General features: G+C 67.2%; 25 protein-coding genes and 4 pseudogenes. 11 read left to right on the top strand and 18 right to left on the bottom strand.

Annotated features, from left to right (window positions below):
- From P3H15_RS38870 to P3H15_RS55875, 8 genes and pseudogenes are all read right to left on the bottom strand, one after another.
- Positions 1 to 1,172 (bottom strand): annotated as a pseudogene (locus P3H15_RS38870) (IS3 family transposase); the annotation flags it as partial.
- A gap of 1,622 nt (positions 1,173 to 2,794) precedes the next feature.
- The gene (locus tag P3H15_RS38865) at positions 2,795 to 3,460 is read right to left on the bottom strand and encodes a ScbR family autoregulator-binding transcription factor (protein WP_276142118.1); all 666 of its coding nucleotides are present in this window, start codon (positions 3,458 to 3,460) and stop codon (positions 2,795 to 2,797) included.
- Between the two features lie 1,274 nt (positions 3,461 to 4,734).
- The gene (locus P3H15_RS38860; RefSeq protein ID WP_276142117.1) at positions 4,735 to 4,962 is read right to left on the bottom strand and encodes a hypothetical protein; all 228 of its coding nucleotides are present in this window, start codon (positions 4,960 to 4,962) and stop codon (positions 4,735 to 4,737) included.
- A gap of 88 nt (positions 4,963 to 5,050) precedes the next feature.
- Positions 5,051 to 5,191 (bottom strand): hypothetical protein, encoded by a 141-nt coding sequence (locus P3H15_RS38855; protein ID WP_276142116.1) that lies wholly within the window; start codon positions 5,189 to 5,191, stop codon positions 5,051 to 5,053.
- A 258-nt stretch (positions 5,192 to 5,449) separates the two neighbouring features.
- Positions 5,450 to 5,638 (bottom strand): hypothetical protein, encoded by a 189-nt coding sequence (locus P3H15_RS38850; RefSeq protein ID WP_276142123.1) that lies wholly within the window; start codon positions 5,636 to 5,638, stop codon positions 5,450 to 5,452.
- Positions 5,610 to 5,906, bottom strand: a pseudogene (locus P3H15_RS55560) (amidase family protein); the annotation flags it as partial. The pseudogene P3H15_RS55560 and the gene P3H15_RS38850, both read right to left, overlap by 29 nt.
- 34 nt (positions 5,907 to 5,940) lie before the next feature.
- Positions 5,941 to 6,476, bottom strand: a pseudogene (locus P3H15_RS38840) (transposase); the annotation flags it as partial.
- Between the two features lie 62 nt (positions 6,477 to 6,538).
- Positions 6,539 to 6,949, bottom strand: coding sequence for a DUF4188 domain-containing protein (locus P3H15_RS55875; protein WP_369426223.1), 411 nt, complete (start codon positions 6,947 to 6,949; stop codon positions 6,539 to 6,541).
- 825 nt (positions 6,950 to 7,774) lie between these two features.
- On the opposite strand from P3H15_RS55875, the gene P3H15_RS38835 reads away from it, so the two are divergent.
- A complete protein-coding gene (locus tag P3H15_RS38835; protein WP_276142115.1) occupies positions 7,775 to 8,764 on the top strand; it encodes a hypothetical protein in 990 nt (329 codons plus the stop codon).
- Between the two features lie 23 nt (positions 8,765 to 8,787).
- Here P3H15_RS38835 and P3H15_RS38830 read toward each other — a convergent pair whose 3' ends face one another.
- Positions 8,788 to 9,069 (bottom strand): DUF1876 domain-containing protein, encoded by a 282-nt coding sequence (locus tag P3H15_RS38830; RefSeq protein ID WP_087557380.1) that lies wholly within the window; start codon positions 9,067 to 9,069, stop codon positions 8,788 to 8,790.
- 268 nt (positions 9,070 to 9,337) lie between these two features.
- Here P3H15_RS38830 and P3H15_RS38825 point away from each other — a divergent pair.
- The 4 genes and pseudogenes from P3H15_RS38825 (at position 9,338) to P3H15_RS38810 (ending at position 13,395) form a co-directional block, all read left to right on the top strand.
- A pseudogene (locus P3H15_RS38825) lies at positions 9,338 to 10,511 on the top strand (FAD-dependent monooxygenase).
- A gap of 104 nt (positions 10,512 to 10,615) precedes the next feature.
- On the top strand, positions 10,616 to 10,900 hold the full coding sequence (locus tag P3H15_RS38820; protein WP_276142114.1) for a hypothetical protein: 285 nt from the start codon (positions 10,616 to 10,618) through the stop codon (positions 10,898 to 10,900).
- A gap of 68 nt (positions 10,901 to 10,968) precedes the next feature.
- Positions 10,969 to 11,616: a response regulator transcription factor gene (locus P3H15_RS38815; RefSeq protein WP_072951667.1), complete on the top strand. Its 648-nt coding sequence runs from the start codon at positions 10,969 to 10,971 to the stop codon at positions 11,614 to 11,616.
- A 48-nt stretch (positions 11,617 to 11,664) separates the two neighbouring features.
- Positions 11,665 to 13,395 carry a GAF domain-containing sensor histidine kinase gene (locus tag P3H15_RS38810; RefSeq protein WP_276142113.1) on the top strand — a complete coding sequence of 577 codons (1,731 nt, stop codon included), beginning with the start codon at positions 11,665 to 11,667 and terminating at the stop codon, positions 13,393 to 13,395.
- A 12-nt stretch (positions 13,396 to 13,407) separates the two neighbouring features.
- Here P3H15_RS38810 and P3H15_RS38805 read toward each other — a convergent pair whose 3' ends face one another.
- On the bottom strand, positions 13,408 to 13,947 hold the full coding sequence (locus P3H15_RS38805; protein ID WP_276142112.1) for a TetR/AcrR family transcriptional regulator: 540 nt from the start codon (positions 13,945 to 13,947) through the stop codon (positions 13,408 to 13,410).
- Positions 13,948 to 14,000: 53 nt separating this feature from the next.
- Between P3H15_RS38805 and P3H15_RS38800 the strand changes: the two genes are divergently transcribed.
- Entirely contained in the window at positions 14,001 to 14,936 is a 936-nt protein-coding gene (locus P3H15_RS38800; protein ID WP_276142111.1) for an alpha/beta fold hydrolase, read from the top strand.
- A 97-nt stretch (positions 14,937 to 15,033) separates the two neighbouring features.
- Here P3H15_RS38800 and P3H15_RS38795 read toward each other — a convergent pair whose 3' ends face one another.
- Complete coding sequence (locus tag P3H15_RS38795) at positions 15,034 to 15,780, bottom strand: response regulator transcription factor (protein WP_276142110.1); 747 nt, start codon at positions 15,778 to 15,780, stop codon at positions 15,034 to 15,036.
- Positions 15,781 to 15,938: 158 nt separating this feature from the next.
- Between P3H15_RS38795 and P3H15_RS38790 the strand changes: the two genes are divergently transcribed.
- Complete coding sequence (locus tag P3H15_RS38790) at positions 15,939 to 16,787, top strand: alpha/beta fold hydrolase (protein ID WP_276142109.1); 849 nt, start codon at positions 15,939 to 15,941, stop codon at positions 16,785 to 16,787.
- Between the two features lie 22 nt (positions 16,788 to 16,809).
- Here the strand turns inward: P3H15_RS38790 and P3H15_RS38785 are convergent, their stop codons facing one another.
- Positions 16,810 to 17,493 carry a hypothetical protein gene (locus tag P3H15_RS38785; protein ID WP_276142108.1) on the bottom strand — a complete coding sequence of 228 codons (684 nt, stop codon included), beginning with the start codon at positions 17,491 to 17,493 and terminating at the stop codon, positions 16,810 to 16,812.
- Between the two features lie 334 nt (positions 17,494 to 17,827).
- Between P3H15_RS38785 and P3H15_RS38780 the strand changes: the two genes are divergently transcribed.
- On the top strand, positions 17,828 to 19,333 hold the full coding sequence (locus P3H15_RS38780) for an MFS transporter (protein WP_276142122.1): 1,506 nt from the start codon (positions 17,828 to 17,830) through the stop codon (positions 19,331 to 19,333).
- 156 nt (positions 19,334 to 19,489) lie between these two features.
- Entirely contained in the window at positions 19,490 to 19,915 is a 426-nt protein-coding gene (locus P3H15_RS38775) for a hypothetical protein (RefSeq protein WP_072946288.1), read from the top strand.
- Positions 19,916 to 19,943: 28 nt separating this feature from the next.
- On the opposite strand, the gene P3H15_RS38770 is transcribed toward P3H15_RS38775, so the two are convergent.
- The gene (locus P3H15_RS38770; protein WP_072946287.1) at positions 19,944 to 20,480 is read right to left on the bottom strand and encodes a carboxymuconolactone decarboxylase family protein; all 537 of its coding nucleotides are present in this window, start codon (positions 20,478 to 20,480) and stop codon (positions 19,944 to 19,946) included.
- A gap of 128 nt (positions 20,481 to 20,608) precedes the next feature.
- On the opposite strand from P3H15_RS38770, the gene P3H15_RS38765 reads away from it, so the two are divergent.
- The gene (locus tag P3H15_RS38765; RefSeq protein WP_276142107.1) at positions 20,609 to 21,769 is read left to right on the top strand and encodes a zinc-binding dehydrogenase; all 1,161 of its coding nucleotides are present in this window, start codon (positions 20,609 to 20,611) and stop codon (positions 21,767 to 21,769) included.
- Between the two features lie 13 nt (positions 21,770 to 21,782).
- Positions 21,783 to 22,655, top strand: a complete 873-nt coding sequence (locus tag P3H15_RS38760; RefSeq protein ID WP_276142106.1) for a DUF4436 family protein — start codon at positions 21,783 to 21,785, stop codon at positions 22,653 to 22,655.
- 38 nt (positions 22,656 to 22,693) lie between these two features.
- On the opposite strand, the gene P3H15_RS38755 is transcribed toward P3H15_RS38760, so the two are convergent.
- The 5 genes from P3H15_RS38755 to P3H15_RS38735 form a co-directional block, all read right to left on the bottom strand.
- Positions 22,694 to 23,101 (bottom strand): DUF302 domain-containing protein, encoded by a 408-nt coding sequence (locus tag P3H15_RS38755; protein ID WP_276142121.1) that lies wholly within the window; start codon positions 23,099 to 23,101, stop codon positions 22,694 to 22,696.
- A 110-nt stretch (positions 23,102 to 23,211) separates the two neighbouring features.
- The gene (locus P3H15_RS38750; RefSeq protein WP_276142105.1) at positions 23,212 to 23,481 is read right to left on the bottom strand and encodes a metal-sensitive transcriptional regulator; all 270 of its coding nucleotides are present in this window, start codon (positions 23,479 to 23,481) and stop codon (positions 23,212 to 23,214) included.
- A 132-nt stretch (positions 23,482 to 23,613) separates the two neighbouring features.
- Positions 23,614 to 24,255, bottom strand: a complete 642-nt coding sequence (locus P3H15_RS38745; protein WP_276142104.1) for a hypothetical protein — start codon at positions 24,253 to 24,255, stop codon at positions 23,614 to 23,616.
- Complete coding sequence (locus P3H15_RS38740; RefSeq protein WP_276142103.1) at positions 24,255 to 25,259, bottom strand: inorganic phosphate transporter; 1,005 nt, start codon at positions 25,257 to 25,259, stop codon at positions 24,255 to 24,257. The genes P3H15_RS38745 and P3H15_RS38740 overlap by 1 nt, the downstream gene beginning before the upstream one ends.
- A 125-nt stretch (positions 25,260 to 25,384) precedes the next feature.
- On the bottom strand, positions 25,385 to 26,377 hold the full coding sequence (locus P3H15_RS38735; RefSeq protein WP_276142102.1) for a nitroreductase family protein: 993 nt from the start codon (positions 26,375 to 26,377) through the stop codon (positions 25,385 to 25,387).
- Between the last annotated feature and the right edge of the window lie 95 nt (positions 26,378 to 26,472).

Below are 26,472 nucleotides of genomic sequence, written 5' to 3'. Positions count from 1 at the left end.
TGAAGTACGAGAGCCACTCGAACAGCTCCAGCCGTGCCTGCGACTTCGACGTCCAACTCCGTCCGTACAGCCATTCCCTCTCGAGCCCTTGGAAGAACGACTCGGCGAGGGCGTTATCATAACTCGAGCCGACCCGGCCTCGACTCGGGCGGATCCCATGACCGCGGCAAACATCAGCGAAAGTTGCTGCAGTGTACTGAGATCCGCGATCGCTATGAAAAATCACCCCACCCACATCACCGCCGCGGGCGCGAACCGCCATCTCGATCGCATCCGTGACGAGCTCGGTGCGCATGTGGTCGGCGATCGACCAACCCACCACCCGACGTGAACAGATGTCGATCACCGTGGCCAGATACAACCACGAGGACCCCACCGGAATGTAAGTAATGTCCCCACACCACTTCGTGTTCATCGCCGTGGCGGTGAAATCCCGCATCATCAGATCAGGGACGGCCGGTGCGGATGTGTCCGCGATGGTCGTGCGCTTGCTGCGGCGCAGGTGCCGGCCGACCACGTGGTGGATCCGCATCAGCCGGGTCACCCGTTTGCGGTTGATCCTGCGCCCGCGGGACCGCAGTTCCGCATGCACGCGCGGGGCGCCGTACGCGCTGCGGTGCTGGGCATGGATGGCGCGGATCTCGGCGACTGTCGCGGCCTCCTCCGCAGCATGCTCGGCGCGAGAATCCTCGGTGGCCAAGTGCTTGTAGTAGCCGGAGCGGGAGGTCCCAAGACCCGGCATAGCCGCTGCACGCCGAACTCGACGCGATGAGCGGAGATGAAGTCCCAGCGGCGGGTCTTCACTTCACCTCCTTGGGCAAATAGGCGGCTGCCCGGCGCAGAATCTCGCGTTCGAGCTGCCATTCCTTCTCCGCCCCGCGCAGCCGGGCGTTCTCCGCTCGCAGCTGTGCAAGCTCGTCCGTCACGGCCTCAGAGTCGGCGTTGGCGCGGTCCGCCGAGCGAGTGTTGCGGGCGGTGTCCTGACGGACCCACGTCCGTAACGTCTCGCCGCTGATCCCTACATCCGATGCCACCGACGCGTACGTGCGTTTGCCGTCGGCCGCGCGGTACAGCACGACCGTGTCTTTCCGGAATTCCTCCGTGTACAGAGACTGGCGTCCATCTCGACATCCCTCCTGGGCTCCACTGGAACCATTGTCCGGGGTGTCCACTCCAAGGGAGCAACCTCAGTCTCATCCCGCCCCGAGCGGGCGGCCATGAGAATTGTGCGCCGCCGGCGACGTCGAGACGGCCGCGAACCGCGCGGCCTGCGCGACCACATACTTCACCGAATGGTGAACATATCCTCCCCGCTGGTCAACGGAGCATTCTTCTCAGGCATGTCGTCGGCGGCCGTATCACAGAGCGCCCACACCACGAGCGCCGCGGCGCCGACGACAAGACACCCGCACCTTAATCAGGACTCGACCGAGAGCACCTATCTTCGGCGAAGCGTGGACCACCGATCAAGGCCGTTGCCGTGCCGTCGGCGTCGGTCACGATGCCGAGCGAGCGACCAAAATGGTATTGGCGCAGAACATGATCGAACACGCGCGCGACGAGTCAGGTGCCGTTCGCCTAGCTCACCGCGGACGGGACCTACGGTCAGGTGAAATCCCTGCAAATCTGGCCCGAGGAACAAGAAGTGTCGTACATGCCGGCGAACCCGCCTGGGCGACGACGTGATCACCCCCGACGGGCGCAACGGCCGGGCGAACGAAATGATCGCCGCGCGGCTCCGCCGAGTATATGTCGCCGGACCTTCGCAACGACGGTATTCCGTTGTGCAGGTGCCGATTTCCATCTCCTAGGCGCCCGGATGTGGCGACTGACTGCCTGCGAAACGCCGTCGAGTTCGGCGACCTCGTCGACCGTGAGGCCCTTACGCCGCGCCACGAAATGCACGCACCGCTGCGTCGGGCGTGAGGCCGCCGCGATCGGCGTCGCGACACCTGTGGCGAGCGGCCACGCGTCGAGATGCACCTCCCGCTGGGGGGCGGACCCTTGTTTCCCCAACTCGACGACACACATAATTCGGCTCTCAAAGTTTCGCGTTACCGAATCGAGATAGGTCAGCGCCGGGACCGGTAAATGATCTTGAACTGTCGGACCATCCGCGAAAATGACATTCACGGCACTTCCCGTGAGGAACCGTCGCGGCGCACGCACGACCGAAAGATCCGGTACGACGAAAGGGGTCCGCAGGTAAAGCACGGCCCCCTTCCGTCACCCAAGAGCCAGTTCAGCAACTGGCCAGTGCTACCCGCCGCTGAGTGACCCAGCAGAACCCGAGAAGAAGTCGAGAACGCCGAGAAGGGTGGAGACGTTCGAGAAAAAGTCGGCCAAGAAAGCGAGGTCCATCTTTGTAACTCCAGTTCGATTGTTCAGAGAATCGTGACACACAGCACACGATGTGAATATTTATACCGGTCCGATAACAATTCCGCAACGCCAATTTGCGGTCAACCAGCAACGAGGGGAATCCGGCCCACACCGAGAAGATGGCACATCGCGGTCCGGATCCGCGGTGGTCAAGCCCTCGGTGTCCGCAAGACTAGCCGCCCATCATCGCGCCCACCACCGGGTCCGGCTCGCTGCCGCGTAGTCCTCGAGGATCTCTCCGATGACATCGGCCGCGGCGCTCCTGCGGACCAGCACCCGGCACGCGAGCGAACCTGCACGAACACGGCCCGGCAGGTCATCCGGCCGCTGTTCCAATCGCGGTCGCCTGGCGGAGTGCGCACTTCTCGGCCTGCGGCGAAGATGTACAGGCCGCGTCGGCACGGCGAGCGCACTAATCCTTACGATCGGGCGATCCGATAAGGGGAACGTCGGTGCGGGCCGCCCGGATCCGCATCATGCCGGGATGCCGGGCGGTCGGCATGATCCCCGGCAGCAGGAACCCCCACATCTCATCGACCCGCTGCTCGAGATCCACGCGATGGGTCAGGACCTGCGACACGGTCTGGACCCCAGTGAACGCGCCGATGACGAACCGCGCGAATGTCGGCGGGTCGACGGTGTCGACAAGATCGCCCTCGGCGACCGCCCGAACCGCCAACGCTTGACAGGCGGCGATCCAATCCAAATACGGGCCCGCGGGACCACGGTCGTCGGCACTGAGCTCGAGGGTGATGCGGATCCCGGCCCGCACGATCGGATCCTGCACGATCTGCCGGGCCATCTCGTGGCACAGCATCACGATCTGCTCGATCGCCGACGCCTCCTGCGCGGCGATCGCCTGCACCGCGGAGATGGAGATCCGGTGCTGCTCGGCGATGATGTGCCGGGCCAAATCCTCCTTAGACCGAAAATGAAAGTACAACGCCCCCTTCGTCATGCCGGCCGCCTCGAGGATTTCGACGAGACTGGCGCCCTCGAACCCGGACTTGTCGAACATTTCCGCTGCCCCGCGGACGATCTGCGCCCGGGTCACCGCCGCCCGTTGCTGTTGAACCATGTATCGCACCTTCCGTGCCGTTCGCCACTGCAGCCCGGCGCCTTTCGATCGCACCCCTGCAGCCCGCGCGACGCTACCACCAGCACCGGTGCGCCTCACCTCCGAAGGAACCCGCGTCCACACGCGTGGGCGCCGATACCGGCTCACACGAAAACAGACCACCGGGGCGCTTTTTCGATGAGCTCCGCCCGCCCTCTCGGGGCGTCGCAGCTCCCACGTGTCGTCATCGGTGGTCGCTGCACTACCCGGCGATCTCGTCGGCGTCCCATGCCAGCCAGGTCAACTGCCCACCGACCCATCCCCCGGCAAGAACAGATCCGCCCACCGGCACTGCGGCCCAAGGACACACACTAACGCCAACCCGGAATCGGACAACGTCTGCCACAGCTGCTCACCCACCCGCGACGCCATACCACCCATTCAACCGCACCACACCGCACCGCACCGACACGAGGTCCATACCAACCAGTCCGACCTCGAACATCCGCACCCACCACCGGGCGCTGTGCACCACACGCCGACCATCTCCCTACGTCCGGACGAGCGGAGTTCGGGGATCGCTGCCGACCAAATCGGTCAGGCACCAAATCCGCCCCGTTAGAACCAACGCCCACAGTTAGATGCGTCGTCGAATCGGCGATTCTGCGCCGACGGCCGCCAGCCGTGTGTCGGGCAACCCGAGAAAGCTATGTGGCGTGGATCACACTTAGGCCATCGAGGCACGCGGCTGATCTACCATTTCCTCGCACCGGAACACGAAGCAGCAGGTGAAAAGGCTTATACCGCGGCCGCCAAACCCCTACTGGCTAGCAGAGATTGGTGCACTACGCCGCTGAAAACATCCACTGCCGCCAGACGATATACGTTCCTGTAGATCCGGTCAAAAACCTCACACCCAGCAAACGTCCGAGGAGACATCAGCGACGCCAATCATCCAGGTACACCGACGCGGAACCCCCGCCCCTCGAACGGAGCGGGTCGCCTCACGGACGCACACTGCGTGACGAGCGCGGTCAGGATTGACGTGAGGGTACCTGTTACACGTCCCGGCGAGGCCCGGTCGGAGCGGACAATACTCCGACCGGGTCGCTTCGGCCCACCTGGATGCCATGGCATCTCGGGCGACCTCTGACGCGCGTATACTATTGGAGCAGCAGCTATTTCATGTTCAGATGACACTCTGGCCGCGCGGGCGTACTTTCGTTTGTGCAGCCGACGCCCGGCGGCAGGTGCGACCCGTCAAAATTGCACACTCTCGGCACATACCGTCACCGTCACCCGACACAGATCAGTGCACCCACGACCGCTACTGCGACCAGCGAGGCGCCGCCGCAGATCAGCCACGCTCGGGTTGTCAACTGCCGCCATCGATCACACCGCACTTTTACATCCGCACCAGCGACCGAGCCCACCGGATTCGGATGGGACGCCCGGGACTCCGCAAGGCGGCGGACCTTCGCGTCCGCTCGTGCCGCCACACCAAACGAGACGGGCACAACCACTCCCCTGTCAGCTCTATCGCCGAACTACCACCACGTGTTTCACACTGCAACGCCAGGCGTCGGCGCAGGACTGACTGGCGCCGCGGGCCTACACGCCGGGCATCGGGAACTTCCACACCGATACCACAACCACGCCCATGATCAGACCGGCGTACAGAACAGTGCCAACCACACCGAACCGCAACGTATTCAGCAGACTTGCACCCATGCTCTCGGTATGTCGTGCCATGACAACTCTTCCCTCACGTGCAGATATTCTCGATTGCCACGTCGACGGCGGCGTACCAGCTACTTTGGACCGACGTCGACACCCGCACATCGGCCGAACTACCTACACCCATACCCGAAATCGGGTCCGAAGGATTGGGTCTGCGCAAGACCACGTTGGCGGGGCTGCGCTTGGCCGCGAACCACACATCAACCGGTGCCGCCTCCCCATGGGCCCTTCGACGCGGCACCCTCGGCTGATGGTCACCCGCGAAGCGAGTCACTCCTCCCCCATCCCCTTCGACGACTTCTGTGCACGATGGTCCGCGAAGGTCGTGCGCTTGCTGTCGCGCAGGTGGCGGCCGACGACGTGATGGATCCGCATCAGCCGGGTCACCCGCTTGCGGTTGATCCTGCGTCCGCGGGACCGGAGTTCGGCATGCGACACCGAGCCGGGGCGCGAGCGCATCGGCACTGAGCGAGCTGCGGATCCGCGCGTCGGGTCCGGAGATCACCGACAGCAGCAGTTCCAGGTCGTCGACGTTGCGGGCCATCGGCCCCTGCGTCACCAGTGCGTCCCAGGGCGCGCTGTTGGGCCAGCACGGCACGCGGCCGGGCGTGGGGCGCAGTCCGACGACGTTGCAGAACGACGCCGGGTTGCGCAGCGAACCGCCCATGTCGCTGCCGTCGGCGAGCGGAATCAGTCCCGCGCCCAGTGCGGCTGCGGCGCCGCCGCTCGGCCTGGCGCTCGCCCTGCCCGAGAAGCCGTTGCATGCGCGGGGCATAGTAGGCGCTGCGGTGCTCGGCGTGGATGGCGCAGATCTCTGCGACCGTCGTGGCCTCCTCGGCCTGGCACTCGACCCGGCCGGCTCGGTGGCCAGGTGCTTGTAGTAGCCGGAGCGGGAGGTCCCGAGTACCCGGCACAGCCGCTGCACGCCGAAACTCGGCACGATGAGCGGAGATGAAGTCCCAGCGGCGAGTCTTCACTTCACCTCCTTGGCGAAATACGCGGCTGCCCGGCGCAAGATCTCGCGTTCGAGCTGCCATTCCTTCTCCGCACCGCGCAGCCGAGCATTCTCCGCGCGCAGCTGCACGAGCTCGTCCGCATCGGTCCCGTCGGCGCCGGTACTGCGGTCCTGCGACCGCCCGTTACGGGCGGTGTCATTGCGGACCCACGTCCGCAGCGTCTCGCCAGTGATGCCCAAGTCCGCCGCCACCGCCGCGTACGTGCGTTCGCGGTCGGCCGCGCGGCACGGCGCGACCGCATCCTTCCGGAATTCCTCCGTGTACAGAGACTGGCGTCCCACCTCGACATCCCTCCTGGCTCTCCTGGAACCGTTGTCCTGGGTGTCCACTCCAAGGGGGAGCCTCAGTCTGCCCGCGATGGCATCTTCCAGCGTGCTGACGCATACGGTCCGCCGTAGTTCTTACCGAACGGGGTCGACAATCCCTCGAACGGTGTCCGGTAGCGCGGTGTCAGGATGGTGGCTTGGCTCGGTGGTAGTGCGTCCGATCCGGACGGCGGCCAAGTCGTGTCCGCGTGTGATCGGAGCGACGGCGGTGGCAGCGGCCAGCCCATACGGCGGCATGTTGGTTCGATCGTCTCGAGGTTTGCGGTGGTGACCCGGTACGCCTCGTGCCAGATTCCGACATCGCCGAAGTTGCCGATGCGTTTGTTGAATTGGCACCAGGACTCGCGATTGGGGTCGTTGCGGTCTCTCGCGAAGCGGGTCGGGTCTTCGAACGAACGCCAGAACTGCACGATGATCGGCGACGGCATATGGGCCTACGGAAACGTCGGCCGTGAAGCGACCGCGGTGGATGTCGGCCATGAGCGGTACCTCCTGCGGATTGCGGGCGACATGGTCGGTCGCGGGTGCGTTGCCGGTTCGGGATCGTCTCCGCCCGCGTTGTGTGGCGACGCGATCGGGTGTTCCCCGCCATCCCGAGGTCTCGGAGACGAGAGGGGGCGCCCACGGTTCAGGCCGTGGTGAGGCATGTGCCCTCCGGCGAATGCGTGGACCCGAGCTGAGAGTGGGCTGCTTCCGTCCGGTCGTGTAGGTGAGTATGCGACGGCAGACCGTGGTCCCGATATCCCCCGAGTGTGCGATGGTTTCCGGCCCGGCCCAAGGCTGACACTGGCGGTAGTCACCAGTCGTGCCGACCCGGACGCTACGGGCACGGCAATCGCAGCCACGTGGGTGCCGCAGCGCCGCCGCCGGACCGGAGGTCAGCCGCACGTGTTTCGGGTCGGCTGCTCGCGTCGGCGAGGGGGCGGTGCGGACGTTCGACGACAAAGCACGAGTGGGTATGACGTGGCAGGCACGCCAGAGAGTTCCTGCGCGCGCCGGCATCCTCACCCCTCGAACTCGTACCCGCCGGTTCGGTGTGTCGTTTCCGAATGAACGTTCAGTGTCCCCCGCCCCGGCGATGACCTTATGTTTCGTCACTTTGACGTAATAGGGTGCCCGACCCGCACGTGAATCGTCGCGCGGGCGGTGACCATCGGCCCTTATCTCGCACCGATGGACGGCGAACACTGGGATACAGGCACCGGCGTTCCGCGCCGGGTGGGGGCGGAACGCGATTCACCGAGGAGGCGATCGTGAACAGCACCATTCCCGACGAGAACGTTGTTCGCATTGCCGTGGACCTTGCCTGCCGGGCGCCATCGGTACACAACAGCCAGCCGTGGCAGTGGACGTACGCCGACGGCCAACTCGACCTCTACACCGAACACGGCCGCGTCCTGGCGTCGACCGACCCGACGGGGCGGCAGTTGGTCGTCAGTTGTGGTGCGGCGCTGAATCATCTTCAGACGGCGCTGACCGCACTCAGATGGGCGGCGGACGTCCAGCGTGTCCCGGACGGGCCCCGCTCCGGTCACCTGGCGACGATTCGGTTCCGTCACGACGCCCGGCCGCAGTCGCACGACTTCGACCTGCTCGCGGCGATCCGGCACCGGCACTCCGACCGCAGGCCCTTCGGTCCCGTCAGCCTGAAGACGCCACTGCCCGCCGCGTTGGACGAGGTGGTGCGTCGCCAGGACGTCCACCTGACCGTGCTGAGGCAGGAGGCGCGTCCGGCACTCGCGAGGGCAACCGAAACGACCGCGGCCGCGAGAAAATACGACTCCGCCTATCAGGCCGAGCTGCACTGGTGGGCCGGTCATTCCACCGCGCAGGGCGGAATCCCCGCCGAGGCGCTGGCCACCGCGGACAACCGGGACCGCGTCGACATCGGGCGCCGCTTCCCCGCCGGCCGGGACGCCGGCGCGACCACGGAGACGGACCGCTCGACTGTGCTGGTGTTGAGCACCGCCAGCGACGGTCGCGGTGAGTGGCTCCGCGCCGGTGAGGCCCTGTCCGCTGTGCTGCTGGAGGCCACCGTCGGCGGATTGTCGACGTGCCCGCTGACCCACATGACCGAACTCCGCCAGGGCCGGGAGATCATCCGCGAACTGCTTCCCGACCGCGGGTTCCCGCAGGCGCTGATCAGGGTGGGCACCACCGAGAAGAAGTCGGCGCCGCGGCAGACTCCGAGACGGCCGGTCGAATCGGTCTTCTCGGTCGGCCGGCGTCGTATCCCCCGCTGACGGGTGCGCGTCGGCACGGGCGATTATCCGGTGAGATGGACGCGGCTGTGCGTAGCCGTTTCCACGTCGGCCGCGGTGGCCTCGATCAGTTGGTGGGCGAGGTCGGACAACGCGCGTGCGGTGGCCAGTTCCTCTCCGATCTCGGGGATTTCGGTGTCGTCCGGGTTTCGGCGGGCGAGTCCGGACCCGACGAACGTGCGGGTGTCGCGGGTGCGGAGCCGGGCCTGTGCGCGGGTTCTGGAGCCGCCTTCCTCCGAGTCATGTTCGTCGATGACGATCTCCACCAACCATGTCGTCTCGTTCATGTCCGGTGGCCTCCGTTCGGTGTGAGTGCGGGACCGAGGTGGTCCTGTTACCCAGTGTCCTACGGTGCCGGCGATCAATGAACCGTGAGAATGACGGAACGGCATAGGAAAGGGCAGGGAGTCGTCCGCTCCGTGCCCCTTTCAACGTATAGCGCACCGGGGGCCTTGCGGCAAGACCCTGGTCGTGCCGCAGAATCTCCCGTCGAAGCCAGAATCTGCGGAAAGCGCAGCAGCTGGCCGGAATGCAACCGTGCCGAATGGGGATTTCATGATCGACGTGATCGTTGCCGGCGGCGGACCGACCGGCTTGATGCTGGCCGCCGAGTTGCGGCTGCACGGCGTGGACGTGCTCGTGCTGGACAGGGAACCGGAGCCGATGACAGTGGTCCGCTCGCTCGGCCTGCACGTGCGCAGTATCGAACTGATGGATCAGCGCGGCCTCCTGGACCCTGCTGGCCGAGCACGCCACCGAACTCGGTGTCGAGATCCGGCGCGGCTGCGAACTGGTCGGGCTGAGTCAGGACGAGGACGGGGCGAGCGTCGAACTGGCCGCGTCCGGAGACACCCGGTTGCGCGCCCGGTATCTCGTCGGCTGCGACGGCGGCCGCAGCACGGTCCGCACGCTGCTCGGCGGCGGCTTCCCCGGCGAGCCGTCGAGGGTCGAGACACTGCTGGCGGAGGTGGAGCTGACGGCGCCGCCGGAGGAACTGGCAGCCGTGGTGGCCGAGGTCCGCAAGACGCAGAAGCGGTTCGGCGCCAGGTCCCTCGGGGACGGGGTGTACCGCCGCGTCGCGCCCGACGACGAGGTCGCCGAGGACCGGATGGTGCCGCCGCCCCTGGACGAGCTCGAGCGGCAGGTGCGGGCTCGCGCAGGCACCGACTTCGGCGCACGCTCGGCGCGCTGGCTGTCCCGCTTCGGCGACGCCACCCGGCTGGCGGACCGCTACCGGACCGGACGTGTGCTGCTGGCCGGCGACGCGGCGCACATCCACCCGCCGACCGGTGGGCAGGGCCTCAACCTCGGCCTCCAGGACGCGTTCAACCTCGGATGGAAACTGGCCGCCCAGATCGGTGCGCAGGCTGCTGGCGGAACTGATGGACTTCGAGGAGGTGAACCGGTATCTGATCGAGAAGATCACCGCGGTCGGCGTCCGCTACGACTTCGGTGCCGGCCACGCACTGCTCGGCCGGCGGCTGCGGGACGTCGCACTGAAACGCGGTCGCCTGTACGGGCTGATGCACGGCGGCCGCGGACTGCTGCTCGATCAGACGGGCCGGCGGCGGGCTGGGCGAATCGGATCGACCACGTCGTCGACGTCGGCGAGGAACTGGACGTGCCCGCGGCGTTGCTGCTTCCGGACGGTCACGTGGCGTGGGTCGGTGACGATCAGCGGGATCTGCTCGAGGTGCTGCCCACGTGGTTCGGCGCCGCCGACGCCTGAGGACGGACGTGTGACCTTCGGCCCTGTCATTGTGCTCGCCGTTATCGCACCGTTGTACGAGGGCCGGCGCACGACATCGGAGCCGGCGAAGGAACGAGGACACCATGTTCGAACACTCCCCCGCGTCGCCGCGCGAGGATCGTCACCGGTGGGAGGACGAGCCCGGCGAGTTCCTGTACGTGCATCCCGCGGGTTTCGCGCTTGCGGTGGTGGCGGGAGCGGTGACCGCGGGCCTGGTGGTCCTGCTCGGTGCCTGGCTCGCGACTCCCCTCGTCGGAGTCGGCGCCGCGGCGACGCTCGTCGCGACCGTGGGGTTGGCGGCGGCGATGTTGATGCCGCACCGGCCGCGGCGTCGCGGATCCGGGCCGTTTCGTCCGGCCGCGCGCTGACCGGCCCTGTGCTCGCCGGCGTAATCTGAATTCTCCGAGGGTAACGCGGCCAGGTCTGGAGGGTGCCCATGATCAGGGTTTTCCTGGTGGACGACCATGAGGTCGTCCGACGAGGGATCGCGGATCTCCTCACCTCCGATCCCGCGCTGACGGTGGTCGGTGAGGCCGCCTCCTACGCGCAGGCGATGGCGCGGGTGCCCGCCCTGAAACCGGATGTCGCCGTCCTGGACGTGCGTTTGCCCGACGGCAACGGAATCGAGCTGTGCCGGGAGCTGCACTCGCTGATGCCGGAGTTGCATTGCCTCATCCTGACGTCGTTCACGGACGAGCAGGCGATGCTCGACGCGATTCTCGCCGGGGCCAGCGGATACGTCGTGAAGGACATCCGGGGCATGGAGCTGGCTCAGGCGGTCCACGACGTGGGTGCGGGCAAATCGCTGCTCGACAGTCGTGCCGCCGGCGTCCTGATGGACAAGGTGCGTGCGGACGCCGATGGGAAGGACGGCATCTTCGCGCACCTGACCAATCAGGAGCGAACCTTGCTCGCCTTGCTCGGTGAGGGGCTCACCAACCGGCAGATCGCCGCACGCATGTTCCTCGCGGAGAAGACGGTCAAGAATTACGTGTCCCGGCTGCTGACCAAACTGGGCGTGGAGCGCAGGACGCAGGCGGCGGTGCTGGCCACGAAGTTGCCATCGAAACCGCCCGGCACCTGACGGGACCTATGGTTGTTCCGGCTCCTCGTGAGGTCACCGGGTGGGACAATGCGTCGTGTGACCCGTCAACCGGACGAACACGACCGTGGGCCCCTCCTCGGTAGCCTGTCCGAGCTGAGGCTGCGCGAACTCCTGACCGAAGTGCAGGAACGCATCGCGCAGATCGTCGATGTGCGCGACCATGTCGACGGCCTACTCGAGGCGATGCTGGCCGTCACGTCGGGACTCGACCTCGACAACACGCTCCGCACGATCGTGCACGCGGCGATCGATCTCGTCGACGCCCGGTACGGTGCGCTGGGGGTGCTCGCCCCGACCGAGGGGCTGAGCGAGTTCGTCTACGAGGGCATCGACGAGGAGACACGGGAGCGGATCGGCGACCTGCCCCGTGGTCGCGGCGTCCTCGGTTTCCTCATCACCGATCCGAAGCCGGTCCGGCTGGAGGATTTGTCCCGGCACCCGGTCTCGGTGGGATTCCCACCGCACCATCCGCCGATGAAAACCTTTCTGGGAGTTCCTATTCAGGTGCGGGACGAGGTGTTCGGCAATCTGTATCTCACGGAGAAGGCCAACGGTGCGCAGTTCACCGAGGACGACGAGGTGCTTCTCCGCGCGCTGGCGGCGGCCGCCGGTATCGCGATCGAGAACGCCCGCCTGTACGAGGAGTCGCGGACGCGGCAGGCCTGGCTCGAGGCGACACGGGAGATCGCGACCGAGTTGCTGGCGGGCAGTGACACCGCGGAGGTGCTGCAGGTGATCGCCGACGACGCGCTCTCCCTCACCGCCGCCGACAGCGCCTTTCTCGCGGTGCCGGACGATCCCGACATCCCGTCGGACGAGGTGACCGAGCTCGTGGTGACGGCGTCGGCGGGGACGGTGTCGGATCGGATCATCGGCCGGACGATCCCGGTGGACAGGTCCACGTCCGGTGAGGCGTTCCGGGAACGGACCCCGTTACGCGTCATGGCGCTGGCGTTCGATCCCGGGTTCGAGACCGGGGCCCGGTTCGGTCCGGCGTTGGCGCTGCCCCTGCGTGCCGCGCAGTCGGTGTCGGGTGTGCTGGTGACGCTCCGCCATGTCGATGCGGCGCCGTTCACGGACGACCAGCTGGCGTTGATGTCAGGTTTCGCGGATCAGGCGGCGGTCGCGCTTCAACTCGCCAACAGTCAGCGTCGGATGCGTGAGCTCGACGTTTTGTCCGATCGCGACCGGATCGCGCGTGACCTCCACGACCACGTCATCCAGCGGCTGTTCGCGGTCGGTCTGTCGTTGCAGAGCACCCTGCAGCGGGCGAAGGCTCCCGTCGTCAAGGACCGGCTCGAACAGTCGATCGACGACCTGCACGACATCGTGCGGGACATCCGGACCGCCATCTTCGACCTGCACGGTGGTTCGGGTGGGATGACCCAGTTCCGGCGGCGGCTGCACGAGATCGTCGCCGAGACGACCGCGGATTCCGGGTTGCGCACGACGGTGCACATGTCGGGGCCACTGTCCGTCATCGACTCTGCGCTCGCCGAGCATGCCGAGGCTGTTCTGCGTGAGGCGTTGAGCAACGCGGTGCGGCACGCGGGAGCCGACACGGTGACGGTGAGTATCTCGGTCTACGACGATCTCGCGATCGAGGTCGCGGACGACGGCAAGGGATTCGAGGAGAACGTCGCCACCAGCGGGCTGGACAATCTGGCCGCCCGGGCGCGGGAAGTGAACGGGCACTGCGCCGTCGACTCGACTCTCGGCGGTGGAACCACGCTCCGGTGGTCCGCTCCCCTTCCGTGAGTCCGGTGCGTGTCAGCTCAGCGCCGCCCGCACCACCAGTTCGAAGGCGGGCCGCGGATCGGTGGTGTCCTCGCGGGCGATGCGGTGCAGGATCAGTCCCTCCGCGCAGGCCATCAGTGCGGTGGCGGCGGTCTGCGGGTCCCGCGCACCGAGGTGGGCGAATGCCGAGACGACGGACGCTTCCATGGCGGTGCGCCCGCGTGCCAGCGCCTCCCGCAGAACGGGGTCGTGGCTGGCCTCGAGGAACAGGACCAGCCGTGCCGCGGTGACGGTTCGGTTGACGACGGTCGTGTAGTCGATCAGGCCGCAGACCGCGTCGACGAGGTCTTCGGCGGATGCCGGTGCCAGCATGCCGACTTCGGACAGTTCGCGGTCGACGATCGCGTCGACGGTCCCGGTGAGCAGCGCGGCCCGGGTGCGGAAGTAGTTGGACGTCGACCCCTTCGGGAGGCCGGCGCGGTCGTCGACCCGGGCGTGGGTGAGCGACCGCAGCCCTTCGGTTCCGAGCAGGTCGATCGCCGCGTCGAGTGCACTCGTTCTCGTGGACGTCACCTGGCTACTATAAACATAGTGACTTAGCACTATGATCGTAGTAACGTGAGGTCATGAGACGCGAGGCTCCCGGTCACGCCCGAACATCCGGACCGAACAGATTGCCGGACAACACCTTTCCCACACCGGGCGGGGTCCGGCACCGCTACGTTCGGCTCCCCGGCCTGCGCATGCACGTGGCCGAGGCCGGTCACGGCGAACCGGTAGTGCTGCTCCATGGGTTCCCCCAGCACTGGTGGGAGTGGCGCGGGGTTCTCCCGGGACTCGCCGAGCACTACCGGGTGATCTGCCCGGATCTGCGGGGCGCCGGCTGGACCGACGCCCCGCCCACCGGATACACCCGTGCGCAGTTGCTCGCCGACGTCGAGGCACTGCTGGACGCGCTCGAACTCGACCGGGTCTGCCTGATCGCGCACGACTGGGGCGCACTGCTCGGATACGAGCTGTGCCTGAGCGCACCCCACCGAGTCCGGAAACAGATCAGTCTCGGTGTCCCCCACCCCTTCATCCGGTTCGACCCACGGTTGCTGACGACGATCGCACGGCACGGCTGGTTCCAGCCGGTGATCGCCGCACCGTTCCTCGGTCCGTTCCTGCTCGGCCGCCGCCGACAACGGCTGACGTACCACCTGCTGCGGGGCTTTACGACGGACCGGAACGCGTGGTCGGAGCGCGACGTCGAACTGTTCGCCGGACGGCTGCGCGAACCGGCCCGCGCCCATGCGGCGTCGGCCCTCTACCGTTGCTTCATCATGCGTCAGGCGGCGCGGATCATGACCGGCGCATACCGGCACACCCGGCTCGCCACTCCCACCCGGGTGCTCGTCGGCGCCGAGGACCCCATCGTGCGCAAGGAATTCCTCGGCGGCTTCGAGGGGCACACCGACGACTTCGGTGTGGAGTTCGTCGACGGCGCCTCGCATTTCCTCGTCGACGAACGGCCCGATGTGGTGCTCGAACGCGCACTCGCATTCTTCGCAGCGGCCTGAGGGGGCCGGGCATCGCGGGGTTCCCCGGTCAGGCAGTGCCCGGCGGGTGTGCGCCGACGACGGGGTGGATGTAGGTGACCATTCCCGCGGGCCGGTGTCAGGACACGGCGACGGACACCTGACGGGCGGGGTCGATGGTCCCCGGGCGTACGTCCTCGCCGAGGGCGAAACCCACACCGCGCACGGTGTGGACGACATACGGCGATCCGACGGCCACCAGCTTCCGCCGGAGGGAGCAGATGTAGGCGTTGAGGACGTTCGTCTTCGATTCGACGGTCACACCCCACACCATCAGCATGAGGTCGCGGCGGGTGACGACCCTGCCGACGTTCTGCGCGAGCACGGTGAAGAGGACGAATTCCGTCCTGGTCAGTGTGGTGCGCAACCCGTCGTAGTCGGTGTCGTGCTGCTCCTCGCACAGGCACAGGTCCTGGCTGCCGGCGGGCGCCGGTGCGGGCACCTCGGGTTTCACACGGCGGAGGATCGCGCGGAGCCGGGCGACGAGTTCGTCCGCGCCGACCGGCATCTCCAGCACGTCGTCGGCGCCGGCCTCGAGGAGGTCGCTGCGACGGTTGCCGGAACGGAAGGTGCCGATCACCACGACGGCGAGCGCGAATCGCATCGCCTTCAGTCCCCGCACGGTGGTGTCGGCGTCGAGGTGGGGTGATCGCGCGTCGACGATCACCACGTCGGGGGGTTCGATCCGCGAACGCACCGGTTCCGCGTACGTTCGGGTGACGAAGAATCCTCCGTCCCGGAGGCGTTCGACGAGGGAGCTTTCCACGTCGGCGTCGATGAGCAGGACACGCGGCCGGGCGGCGGCCGGGCTCGACACAGAGTTCATGCGGATTCCTCCTGTTTTCGAGCCTCACGTCGGTGTGCCGTGTAGATCAACCCGGCGCCGAAGATCAAGTTCCCACGCCGCAGTTGATGACGATATCGAGCGGAACTCCCCTATCGTTACCGTGAGACCGCTGCATCACCCGATCGGGAGGTCGCTGTATGTCGGAGCTGCGACACATCGCGCTGCACGGGGACGACGTCGCCTACCGGCTGAGCGGGGAGGGCGAGACGCTTCTGCTCGTGCACGGGATGGCCGGAAGTTCGGCGACGTGGCGCGCAGTCCTCCCGCAGTTGGCGCAGCGCTACCGGGTGCTGGCCCCGGATCTGCCCGGTCACGGCGATTCGGCCAAACCGCGCGGCGACTACTCGCTGGGCGCGTTCGCCGCGTGGCTGCGCGACCTGTTGCACGAGCTGGACATCGAACGGGTGACCGTGGTCGGGCAATCCCTCGGCGGCGGGGTGGCGATGCAGTTCAGCTATCAGCATCCCGAACTGTGCGAGCGCCTGGTCCTCATCGGCAGCGGCGGACTGGGACCGGACGTGAACTGGACCCTGCGGTTGCTGGCGGCGCCCGGGTCCGAGTTCCTGCTTCCCCTGATGGCGCCCGCCGCGATACGCGACGCCGGCAACAAGGTTCGCAGCTGGCTGGCGGCGATCGGGGTTCAATCGGTTCGCGGCGACGAGATGTGGCACGCCTATTCGTCGCTGTCCGATCCGGAGACCCGGCAGGCGTTCCTGCGGACTCTCCGCGCGGTCGTCGACCATCGGGGGCAGGCGGTGAGCGCGCTGAGCCGGCTGTACCTGAACGCGGGTCTGCCCACCCAACTGATCTGGGGCGATTCCGACGGCATCATCCCGGTCTCGCACGGTTACGCGGCGCACGAGGCGATGCCCGGCAGCCGGCTCGCCGTCCTCGACGGTATCGGCCACTACCCGCACCTCGAGGATCCGGCCGCGGTGGTCGGCATCATCGACGACTTCGTTTCCGCCACGCCCGCACGCGTGTGAACTCTTGGGTGGTGTCGACGCGTCATGCCTGACGCAGGGGTGACGCGGATCGGGCGGCGCGCATGCGTCGTCCGGTGACCAGGATGTAGATGCTGACCAGCAGCACCCAGGCGGGGAACGCCAGCGTCGTCCACAGGCTGAAGCTGACCACCACCAGCAGGGCCAGGGCGAGCACGTACGTGGTCACGACGAGGAATCGCGGCATCAGTCCGGTCCGGAGCCAGATCGTTCCCAGCGAGATCATGAACACCGCTGCCATGCGCAGCGCGTAGACGTGGTTGATCTGCAGCATGATCTCGCGGCCGAAGTAGACGATCTCGTCCGCGGAACTGCCCGAGTGCCGGGCGATCGCGAGGACGCCGCCCGCCACGCCCATCGAGACAAAGCCCATCGCGAGGAACAGCAGCCCACTGCCCAGGAACACCGTCGCGAAGAAACGGTCCTCGAGGTCGCCGAGACGGTCGCGGATGACGCCGATGAACCAGAGGAACGCGATACCCGCGAACGGGGCGAGCACGAGGGCCGTTTTGATCCGCGTCTCACCGCTTCCGACCCAGGGCGTTTCGTCGAACGGGTCGGCAGGCAGCGCGGTGTGCAGGAGGACGAGGCTGGCGGAGAAGAACGCGGCGAACACGATTCCCGCGACGGCCGCCGAGCGTGGCGTTCTCAGCCGGCGGAACTGCTTCTCGCGCTGCATGGCGGCCATGGGTCAATCCTCGCTCGAGCGGTGACCGGGAATCACCGATTCGCGCCAACCGGCCCCGTGCCCGACGAAGAAACCGACCGCCGCGTCTGCTACGCCCGATTCGGCGACGCGAACAGGCCTTTCCCGGGCGATGGTGCAGACCGGGCGTCCCGGCCTCCCGCTGGGCGGAACGCCGCATGGCGTGCCGCATTCCCGAGAACTGTGATGTCAATTACACATTCGCGAGACTTCGACCACCGAATGTGACCACCCACCCCTACCGCCCGGCTCGGGCGCGCCGCACTGCCGCGGCACCGCCACGAGTTCCCGTGCAGGTATTCGAAAGGACCCGATGATGGTCACCCATGCGCCAGACGGCGGATCGGCTCGGACGCGACAGCAGGACGCGACCGACGAGCGATGGACGCCCCGACTGATCTTCTCGCTCGCCTCGATCGTGTTGCTGCTCGAGATGCTCGCGGTCAGCTACATGATGATCTCGATCGCGTTGCCGCAGATCGTCACCCACTACCGGACGACGCAGGGTGCGTGGTTGCTCACGTCGTTCCTGCTGGTCGGGGCGATCACCTGCCCGCTGATCGGCAAGCTCGCCGACACCCACGGCAAGCGCAAGATGCTGCTGACGGCCGTCGGTCTGTCGGCGCTCGGGTCGCTGATCTCGGCGATCGCACCGACGTACGCGGTGCTGATCGCCGGCCGCTCCCTGACCGGGCTGCTCGTGCCGTGTCTGTTCCTCAGCTATTCACTGATCCGCGACGTCTTCCCCGCCCGGACGGTGGCGCTGGCGGTCAGCATCGCCACGAGCGGGATGGGGCTCATCGCGATCCCCGCGCCGTTCTTCACCGGCTGGCTGATCGACAATTTCGGCTTCCGGAGCATCTTCTGGTTCTTCCTGGCCGGTCTCGTGGTCCTCAGCATTCTGATCCGGGCGACGACCGGCGAATCGACCGTCCGGCTGCGGTCGCGCATCGACCTGATCGGCGCCGCGCTCCTCGGCGCGGGACTCGCCGGCATCCTCGTGGGAGTGAGCTTCGGTCCGTCGTGGGGCTGGAAGTCGGGGTCGACCCTCGGGTTCATCGCCGGCGGTGTCGCCCTTCTGGTGGCGTGGATCGTGTCCGCACTTCTGCTGCCGGACCCGCTGATCGACATCCGGTTCTTCGGTAAGCGGCCCGTGTTTCTGACGGCGCTCGGCGCCGGATTCTGCTACGGAACGTCCTCGGTGTTCACGATCATGCTCCCGATGATGTGCATGACCCCGGCGATCCTGGGGCTCGGCTACGGATTCGGGATCAGCGCAGAGGGATTCGCGATCTTCCAGGCTCCGTTGGGTGGTGCGGTGGTGATCGGCGGACTGATCGTCGGAACCCTGGTGCCCCGGCACGTGAGGCCGCGGATCCTGATGGTCGTGGGCATGCTGCTGATGGCCGTGGCCTGCCTGCTCACGGCGACGATTCACGACGACAAGGCGCTGCTGATCGGCTTCGCCGCCCTCCTGGGAGTGGGAATGGGCATGGGGTACGCCTCCATCCCGAACCTGCTCATCGCCGCGGTGCCGCCGCAATTGCAAGCGACGACGGCGAGCATGGTGGCGGTGTTCCAGAGCATTCTGCCCGCCATCCTTCCGGTCATCGCGTTCACCGTGTTGAACTCGCACATCGCGACCGTCGTGCAGGGCGCCGTCTTCTACACGGACACCGGCATCACCATCGCATTCGTGATCGGCGCGATCTCGGCGCTGCTGGGCGCGGTGGTGGCCGTCGCGCTGCCCCGCAGGATTTCGCAGCTGAGCGCACCCGGTGCCGAGTCCACCTCGGCGACCGACGTGGTTCTCGCCCACTGAGCGGCTGGTCCTGACGTCGTCGCCGCGTCCCTGAGCGGGCGCGGCGACGACCAACGGGCGGCCCGCTCCGTCGAAACCGCTCCCGGCCGTCGGCCGAGTGGGAGGCTGAGGTGGGGAAACAGTTCTCTGGTTCGACTCGGACGACAGGAGACCACCATGCGACTGACCACACTCGGCGACCTTCCCGGACGCATCGCGACCGGGGGCTTCATCCTCCATACGGGATTGCAGAAATGGTCGGCGGACGAGCAGACCGCCCAGGGCGTTCACGGTATGGCGGCGGGCGCGTTCCCGTTCCTGAACGCGATTCCACCGGAACGATTCATCAAGTTGCTGTCGATCGCCGAGATCGGCACGGGCGCAGCGTTGCTCGCACCGTTCGTGCCCACCGTTGTCGCAGGGGCAGCGCTCACCGGGTTCTCCGGGGGGCTCGTGGCCATGTACGCAAGGACCCCCGCTCTGCGGAACCCCGGCAGCATCTGGCCGAACGAGAACGGCACCGCCGTCGCGAAGGACACGTGGATGCTCGGGATGGGGCTCGGTTACGTGCTCACCGGGTGGACGCGGCTCCGCAACCGCTGACGGTCCGGCGGTGGCGTCGACGCTGTCGTCACTGTTCGGGCACGGCGCAGAAGTCGCTGTCGGAGAATCCGGAAGGGCGCACACCGAGCGCCTGGTTGAGACGTCCGCGGTGATTCTCCCAGGCGATGGCCGCGGCGAGTTCGGTCACCTGGGACTCGGAGAAGGCGGCGAGCAGCGAACGCCGCAGGTCGTCGCCGATGTGGGCGGGGGTGCGTGTCATCGCGTCGGCGAACTCCAGGACCAGCTTCTCGGTGTCGTCGAACGCGGAGCTCTCGCGGAACGCCGGCAGGGCGCGCAACTGGGCGTCGCTGACCCCGAGCGCACGGCTGAACGCCGATCCGATGTCGAGGCAGTACTCGCAGTTGGTCAGCGCGGCCGCCTTGATCTCGGCGAGCGCCTTCAACCGGGGGTCGACCCGGGCGCTCGCCGCCAGCGCGACCTCGTGGAATCCGACGGCCGCGAGCAGCTGCGGCCGGCGTCGCAACCAGCGAAACAGGTCTGCCCGGTTGCGGCGGGCGGTGGGAAAGACGCGGCGAAACGAGTCCATCTGACCGAGGACGCTCATGCTGTCGGTTTACACCCGCCGCCGGACCGAGACAACCCCTGGGCCAATCGGCAATCACCGTGTCCCGGCCGCCGGAGTGTTCTACGTTCGGAGCTGAGGCCGACCCCGCCGCACCCCGAGGAGTCACCATGAAGGCAGTCGTCTGCACCGAGACTCGCCTGGAGTTCGGTGACGTCCCGGCTCCGGTCCCGGCCAGGGGGCAGGTGCTGATCGACGTGTCCCGGTGCGGGATCTGCGGCTCCGACCTGCACGCCCGCGTACACGCCGACGAGATGGCGGAACTGGCCGCCGAGACCGGCTACCGCGACTTCATGCGTTCACACCAGCGGGTCGTGCTGGGTCACGAGTTCAGCGGCACCGTTGCCGGTTACGGGCCCGGCTGCCGGAAGCGGTGGCCGGTGGGCACCGCGGTGGTGGCGTTGCCGATCGTCCGCACCGGCGCCGGGATTCACCTGACCGGCCTGTCTGCCTCGGCGCCCGGTGGCTACGCCGAACAGGTGGTGGTGCAGGAGTCGATGACGCTGCCGGTCCCGAACGGTCTGACGGCGGAGAAGGCGGCCCTGACCGAGCCGATGGCGGTGGCGTGGCACGCGGTGCGCAAGGGTGACGTCGGCAAGCGCCGGAATGCGGTCGTCATCGGGTGCGGCCCGATCGGTCTCGCGGTGATCACCATGCTGAAGGCGACCGGTGTCCGTACCGTGGTGGCCGCCGACTTCTCCACCCGCCGCCGCGAACTCGCCCGGCAGTGCGGTGCCGACGTCGTCGTCGACCCTGCCGGGGCGTCGCCCTGGACGTCGTATCCGCGACGTCGGGAAACGACCTCGATCACGAACGTGCTCGGTCTCGGGCTGGACACCATGGAGAAACTTCGCCGAATCCCGAGGCTGCCGTGGTGGCATGCGTTCGCCCTCGCCGACACGGTGGGCGCGACACCGTCCGGGCCGGTCGTCTTCGAATGCGTCGGCATGCCCGGCGTCATCGACGGCATCCTGGCCGGGGCCCCGCTGCGGTCCCGCGTCGTCGTGGTCGGGGTGTGCATGGAGACCGACACATTCCGGCCGGCGCTCGCGGTCAACAAGGAGATCGAACTCCGCTTCGCCGTCGCCTACGACCCCCGCGAATTCCGCGACACCCTCCACATGCTCGCCGACGGAAAGGTCGATCCGACACCGCTGATCACCGGCACGGTCGGCCTGCCCGGAGTCGAATCCGCGTTCGCAGCGCTGGGTGACCCCGAGGTACACGCGAAGATCCTGATCGACCCCGAGATCAGCACCGCTTCCCTGTGATCCGCCGCCGACCATGAACTCTCACCATCCCCGCCTCCGATGGGTCGCCCCGGCGCTGCTCCTCGCGTTGATCTACGCGGCGTCGCTCACCGTGTACGGGTTGAGCAGCCGCACCGGCGAGGACGAGGGACCGTTCGTGGGCAGCAACGACGAGGTCGTGGTCCTGGTGACGGCGAAGTCGCTGCAGCCGACGACCGACCGGGTGCAGGCCGAGGTGACGATCGCCGTCGGCGAGGAGTACATGCACGCCAACGGCGACACCCTGAATCGGGACATCACTCTGCTGCTCTTCCCGAGCACCAGTCATGAGGAGATCGTGTTCCGGGCGGGCGCCGCACCCACGACGTTCGATACCGAGTTCATCGCCACCGGCAACGCAGCGTACTGGCCGTTCGACCGGTTCGAGGTGAACCCGATGGTCGTGGAGGCGTACGAGGGCGCCGGCGCCGACCGTGAACTGCTGCCCACGGGTCTCCTCGTGGACGGCAGGGTCGACGGATGGAAGGCGCGGGCCGAAGCGGTGACAGTCGACACGGACCTCTCGCGGAACGGCACCGGCGCCGCGCTGCTGTTCGCGCGCACGGGCGGGAACCTGATCTACGCCGGCATCCTCCTGCTGATGATGACGATCCTCGCGGCGCTCGCCGCGTTCGTCGCACTGCAGACGTTCCGGCGGAAGCGGGCCGTCAACACGGACATGCTCGGCTGGATGGCGGCGATGCTGTTCGCGGTCGTGCCGTTGCGCGGAATCCTGCCGGGAAGCCCGCCGATCGGGTCGTGGGTCGACATCGCCCTCACGGTGTGGGTGGTGTCCACCCTCGTCGCGTCGCTGGCGTTGTTCGTATTCTGCTGGTGGCGGGACAGCGAGCAGCCCGCTCCGCCCTGATCAGCTGGGGCGCGTAAACGGCGCCAGCCGTGTGGGTGTCAGGCCCGGTGTGCGGTGAGGGAGTCGATCGCGGCCCGCAGTTTGGTGGTGGCGTCGTCGGCGACGTCGTTCAGTCCCGGTTCGCCGGTGACTTCGACCATCAGGGCTGGGTTCATCGCGTCGACGATGACGCTGTTCTCGGTGGCGGTGTCGGCGCGCACGACGACATTGCAGGGCAGCAGCAGCCCGATCTGCCGGTCCACGTTGACTGCGCGGTGGGCCAGAGGCGGATTGCACGCGCCGAGGATCAGATAGTCCTCCATGTCCTCGCCTAGTTTCGCCTTCATCGTGGCTTTCATGTCGATCTCTGTGAGAATTCCGAAACCCTGCTCGGACAGAGCCTTCCGAGTGCGTTCCACGGCATCGGCGAACGTTGTGTGCAGTGTTGTCGACAATGCGAGATTCATGACCATTCGGCCTTCTTTCGGAGTTCGTGGGATCTGGGTGTTCGGCATTCGCTGTGTGATCGTCGATGCGTCGAATCGGAGCGGCCCTGGGCCATGGGGGTGAATGACGATCAGGCGAGCGCGAGGAAGAGCTTCTCCAGTTCAGCCTCGGTCATGGGTTCGCTACCCTCCGCATCGTCGCCGGTCAGGCATTCACGCAACCCGGTTGCGACGATCTTGAACCCGGCCCGATCCAGAGCGCGAGAGACCGCAGCGAGCTGGGTGACGACGTCTTTGCAGTCACGTCCCTGCTCGATCATCGAGATCACCCCGGCCAGCTGCCCGTGCGCGCGGCGGAGCCGATTGAGTACCAACGCAATGCTGTCGTCGTCGCCGACCATGAGCGTCCCTTCCTGAAATCTGACGACAATAATACCCCTGGGGGTATTATTGTCGGGGTAGGTGAGTCCAGTGTCACCTCACTCGCGCCGCGCCCTGCTCCTTGAACGCCCGAGTGGCGGAGCGGGCCGTGCTCACCGCGACTTGTACACCGAATACCAGGTCCGCCGTGCAACACGCATCATCGCGGCGTGCAGATGTTCAGCTCGGCGATACAGTTCCCGCCTACGTAGCTCCCGTCGGACGTCGGGCTCGGTTTCGAGATCGGCGATCGCAGCGCGGTAGGCGTGCTCGACCGCGGACAATTCTTCGATAGCGTGGTCGGCGCACGTTGCCGCGTCTCCACTCGGCAGCGCCCGCAGCCCCTGTGCGAGGGGGATCAGCGCTTTCGCGAGCCTGTCTATCAACTCGACGAGGTAAGGATCAGGCGCGGCGCAGGTCGGGCCGGAACACGACAGCTCCGACTCCCGGACCAAGGCGTACCCGGCTTCGGTGATCTCGCCGAGACGCTCCCCTAGTTCGAAGAGGTCTTCCGCCTCGATGGGGGTGCTGAAACTGTCGCGCACGGCGTTGTTGAGAGTGCGGCGGGCACGATGCTCGTTCCTTGCGGCGACCCTCAGCTCCGCGACGGCATCATGGGTCGGGATGTTGCCGTGTCCCCAGTCGTTCAACACGTGTATGCACTGCTCGACGATGTCGAGCTGTTCGCGCAGCATGCCCAGCACGTCGAACGAGCGTGGCAGGAACCACGCATTGGACAGTCGCGGCCGATGCATCAGATCGCCCCCCACACCGGAAACAGCATCGCCCCCAGCAGTGCGGTCATCGGTAGCGTGACGACCCAGGCCACGCCCATCTCTGTGACTACCTTCCAGTGCACATGCCGCGCGCGGCGCTGCGCTCCCGTGCCTACTACACCGGCGGCAACTACATGTGTGGTGCTGACCGGTGCCCCCACGAGGGATGCGCCGAGGATCACGCCGGCGGCGCCGGCCTGACTGACCAGCCCGTCGAGCGGTGTCATCCGAAACACCCCACGCCCCACCGTCCGCACGATACGCCACCCGCCGAACGCGGTTCCGACGGTCAGACTCGTCGCAGCTGCCAGTTTGACCCACAGGGGCACGGTGAACTCGGTGAGATGTCCACCCGCTATGAGCAGCAGCGTGATCACGCCCATCGATTTCTGCGCATCGTTGCCGCCGTGGCTCAGTGCGAGTGTGGCGGCCGTGACCCATTCGGCGCGGCGCACCGGGCCGAGTGCGCGTCGGCGGGCACGTCGCATCAGTCGCCAGGCGATGGTCGCGAGCAGCGCACACACGACCGCGCCGAGAAGTGGGGAGATTGCCAGGCCGACCAGGATCCCCACGACGCCGGAAGGTCGGCCGTCGGTGAATCCGCCCCAATGCACGCCACTCGGGCCTGCAGCGATCAGGGATGCACCGACCAGTCCGCCGACCAGGGCGTGCGATGAACTCGATGGCAGCCCGAACCACCAGGTGACAAGGTTCCATGCGATCGCTGCAGTCAGTGCGGCGCCGACCGCTGTGACCGTCGCGCTCGCGGGCAGTGTGACGACCCCTCCGACGGTGTCGGCGACGGCCGTTCCCACGATCAATGGGCCGACGAAGTTCCCGGCAGCAGCCAGGATGAGCGCATGTTCGGGGCGAGCGGCCCGGGTGGCGACGAGCGCGGCGATCGAATTCGCGGAGTCGTGGAAGCCGTTGGTGAGGTCGAACGCGAGCGCTGTCGCGATCGCCAGGAGGACAGCGACCTCCACGGCTCAGTACACGCGATCGGTGTGCGGGCCCTCTGCGGCCGGCATCGAACAGGCCATCACGGCCGCACGAGACGGGCTGGTGAACATCTGCAGCGCCGTGGCGGCGCGATCAGTCGCGTGCACGGTCAGGCCTCCGATCGGTCGCGGAAGAGAACCTCGGAGAGCGGTCGTCTCGGCGTTGTCGAGGACGGTTCGGACCGTGGCCGGATGCCGACCCTGATGAGGACTTGAGGCAGGCCATCGCCCTCGAGCAGCTCACTCACACGGGTTCGCGTCTCCCCCAGCTCGGTCATGTGCGTGACCGGGCACGTACCGAGGCCTCGTGCTGTGCAGGCCAACAGGAGCGCCGAGAGCGCCTCGCCGCATCGCAACCAGTCCAGCCTCGAGTCCGAGCCGGTGGTGAGCACGAGTATCGCTGCACGGTCCTCCAAGTCGCCGGGGTCACACGTGGCAGTGCCTGGAGGGAACTCTCGTCCGACCGGGACAGTTCCCGGTGGCGCGGCCGGTAGCGCCGCCGACGGAATCCCGTCGGGATACAGTGCGTGCCCGGCCCACCAGTGCAGCTCGGCTTGGTACACCGGGTTCTCGCGGCGTAGACCTCGGAGGCGAAGTGACATTGCCTCGAGTGCGGGTCGTGCGCGATCCCCGATGTCTTCCACATGTGTTCCTGCGCGTTCGGCGAGTTCGGTGACCTGCGCGAGGGTGTCGTCCCACGAGGTTGGTGCAGACATCGGTAGCCGCTCGGTGTACCGGCGTGCGATCGCCGCCGCCATGGCGATCTCGGATCCGGACACCTCTTCCGTGGGCGTGAATGCAACGGTTGCCAGACACTGGCGGTTCGCCGAATGCGGCATGCGTTGGATCACCGAATCCCAATGATGCTCGAGTAGAGCGTATTTCAGATGGTTGAGCGCCGCACCGCAGGACACCACCATTTGACGTCCGAATGAATCGGTGGCAGGCAGGATGCGGTCGGGGTCACTGGACAGTGTCAGTCCCTCCGGCTGGAGGACCCACCGCCACGGTTGACTGTTGTGAAGGGATGGCGCCCGGCAGGCCGACGCGACCACCGACTCGATCATGCGCCAACTCGGCATCGTCTCCGCAGCTGTGCCCATCACCCACCTCATCACTCGTAGCCAGGTGCGCCGCTTGGTGCCATCGTGGTGATGTCGAGTCTCGCGTACCGGGCCCTCGCACCGGTAGGGCCGGA

It is taken from the genome of Rhodococcus sp. T2V, assembly GCF_029269925.1.
In the GTDB taxonomy this organism is placed as follows: Bacteria; Actinomycetota; Actinomycetes; order Mycobacteriales; family Mycobacteriaceae; genus Rhodococcus_F; species Rhodococcus_F koreensis.
This window is presented reverse-complemented; position numbering and strand designations above follow the sequence as displayed.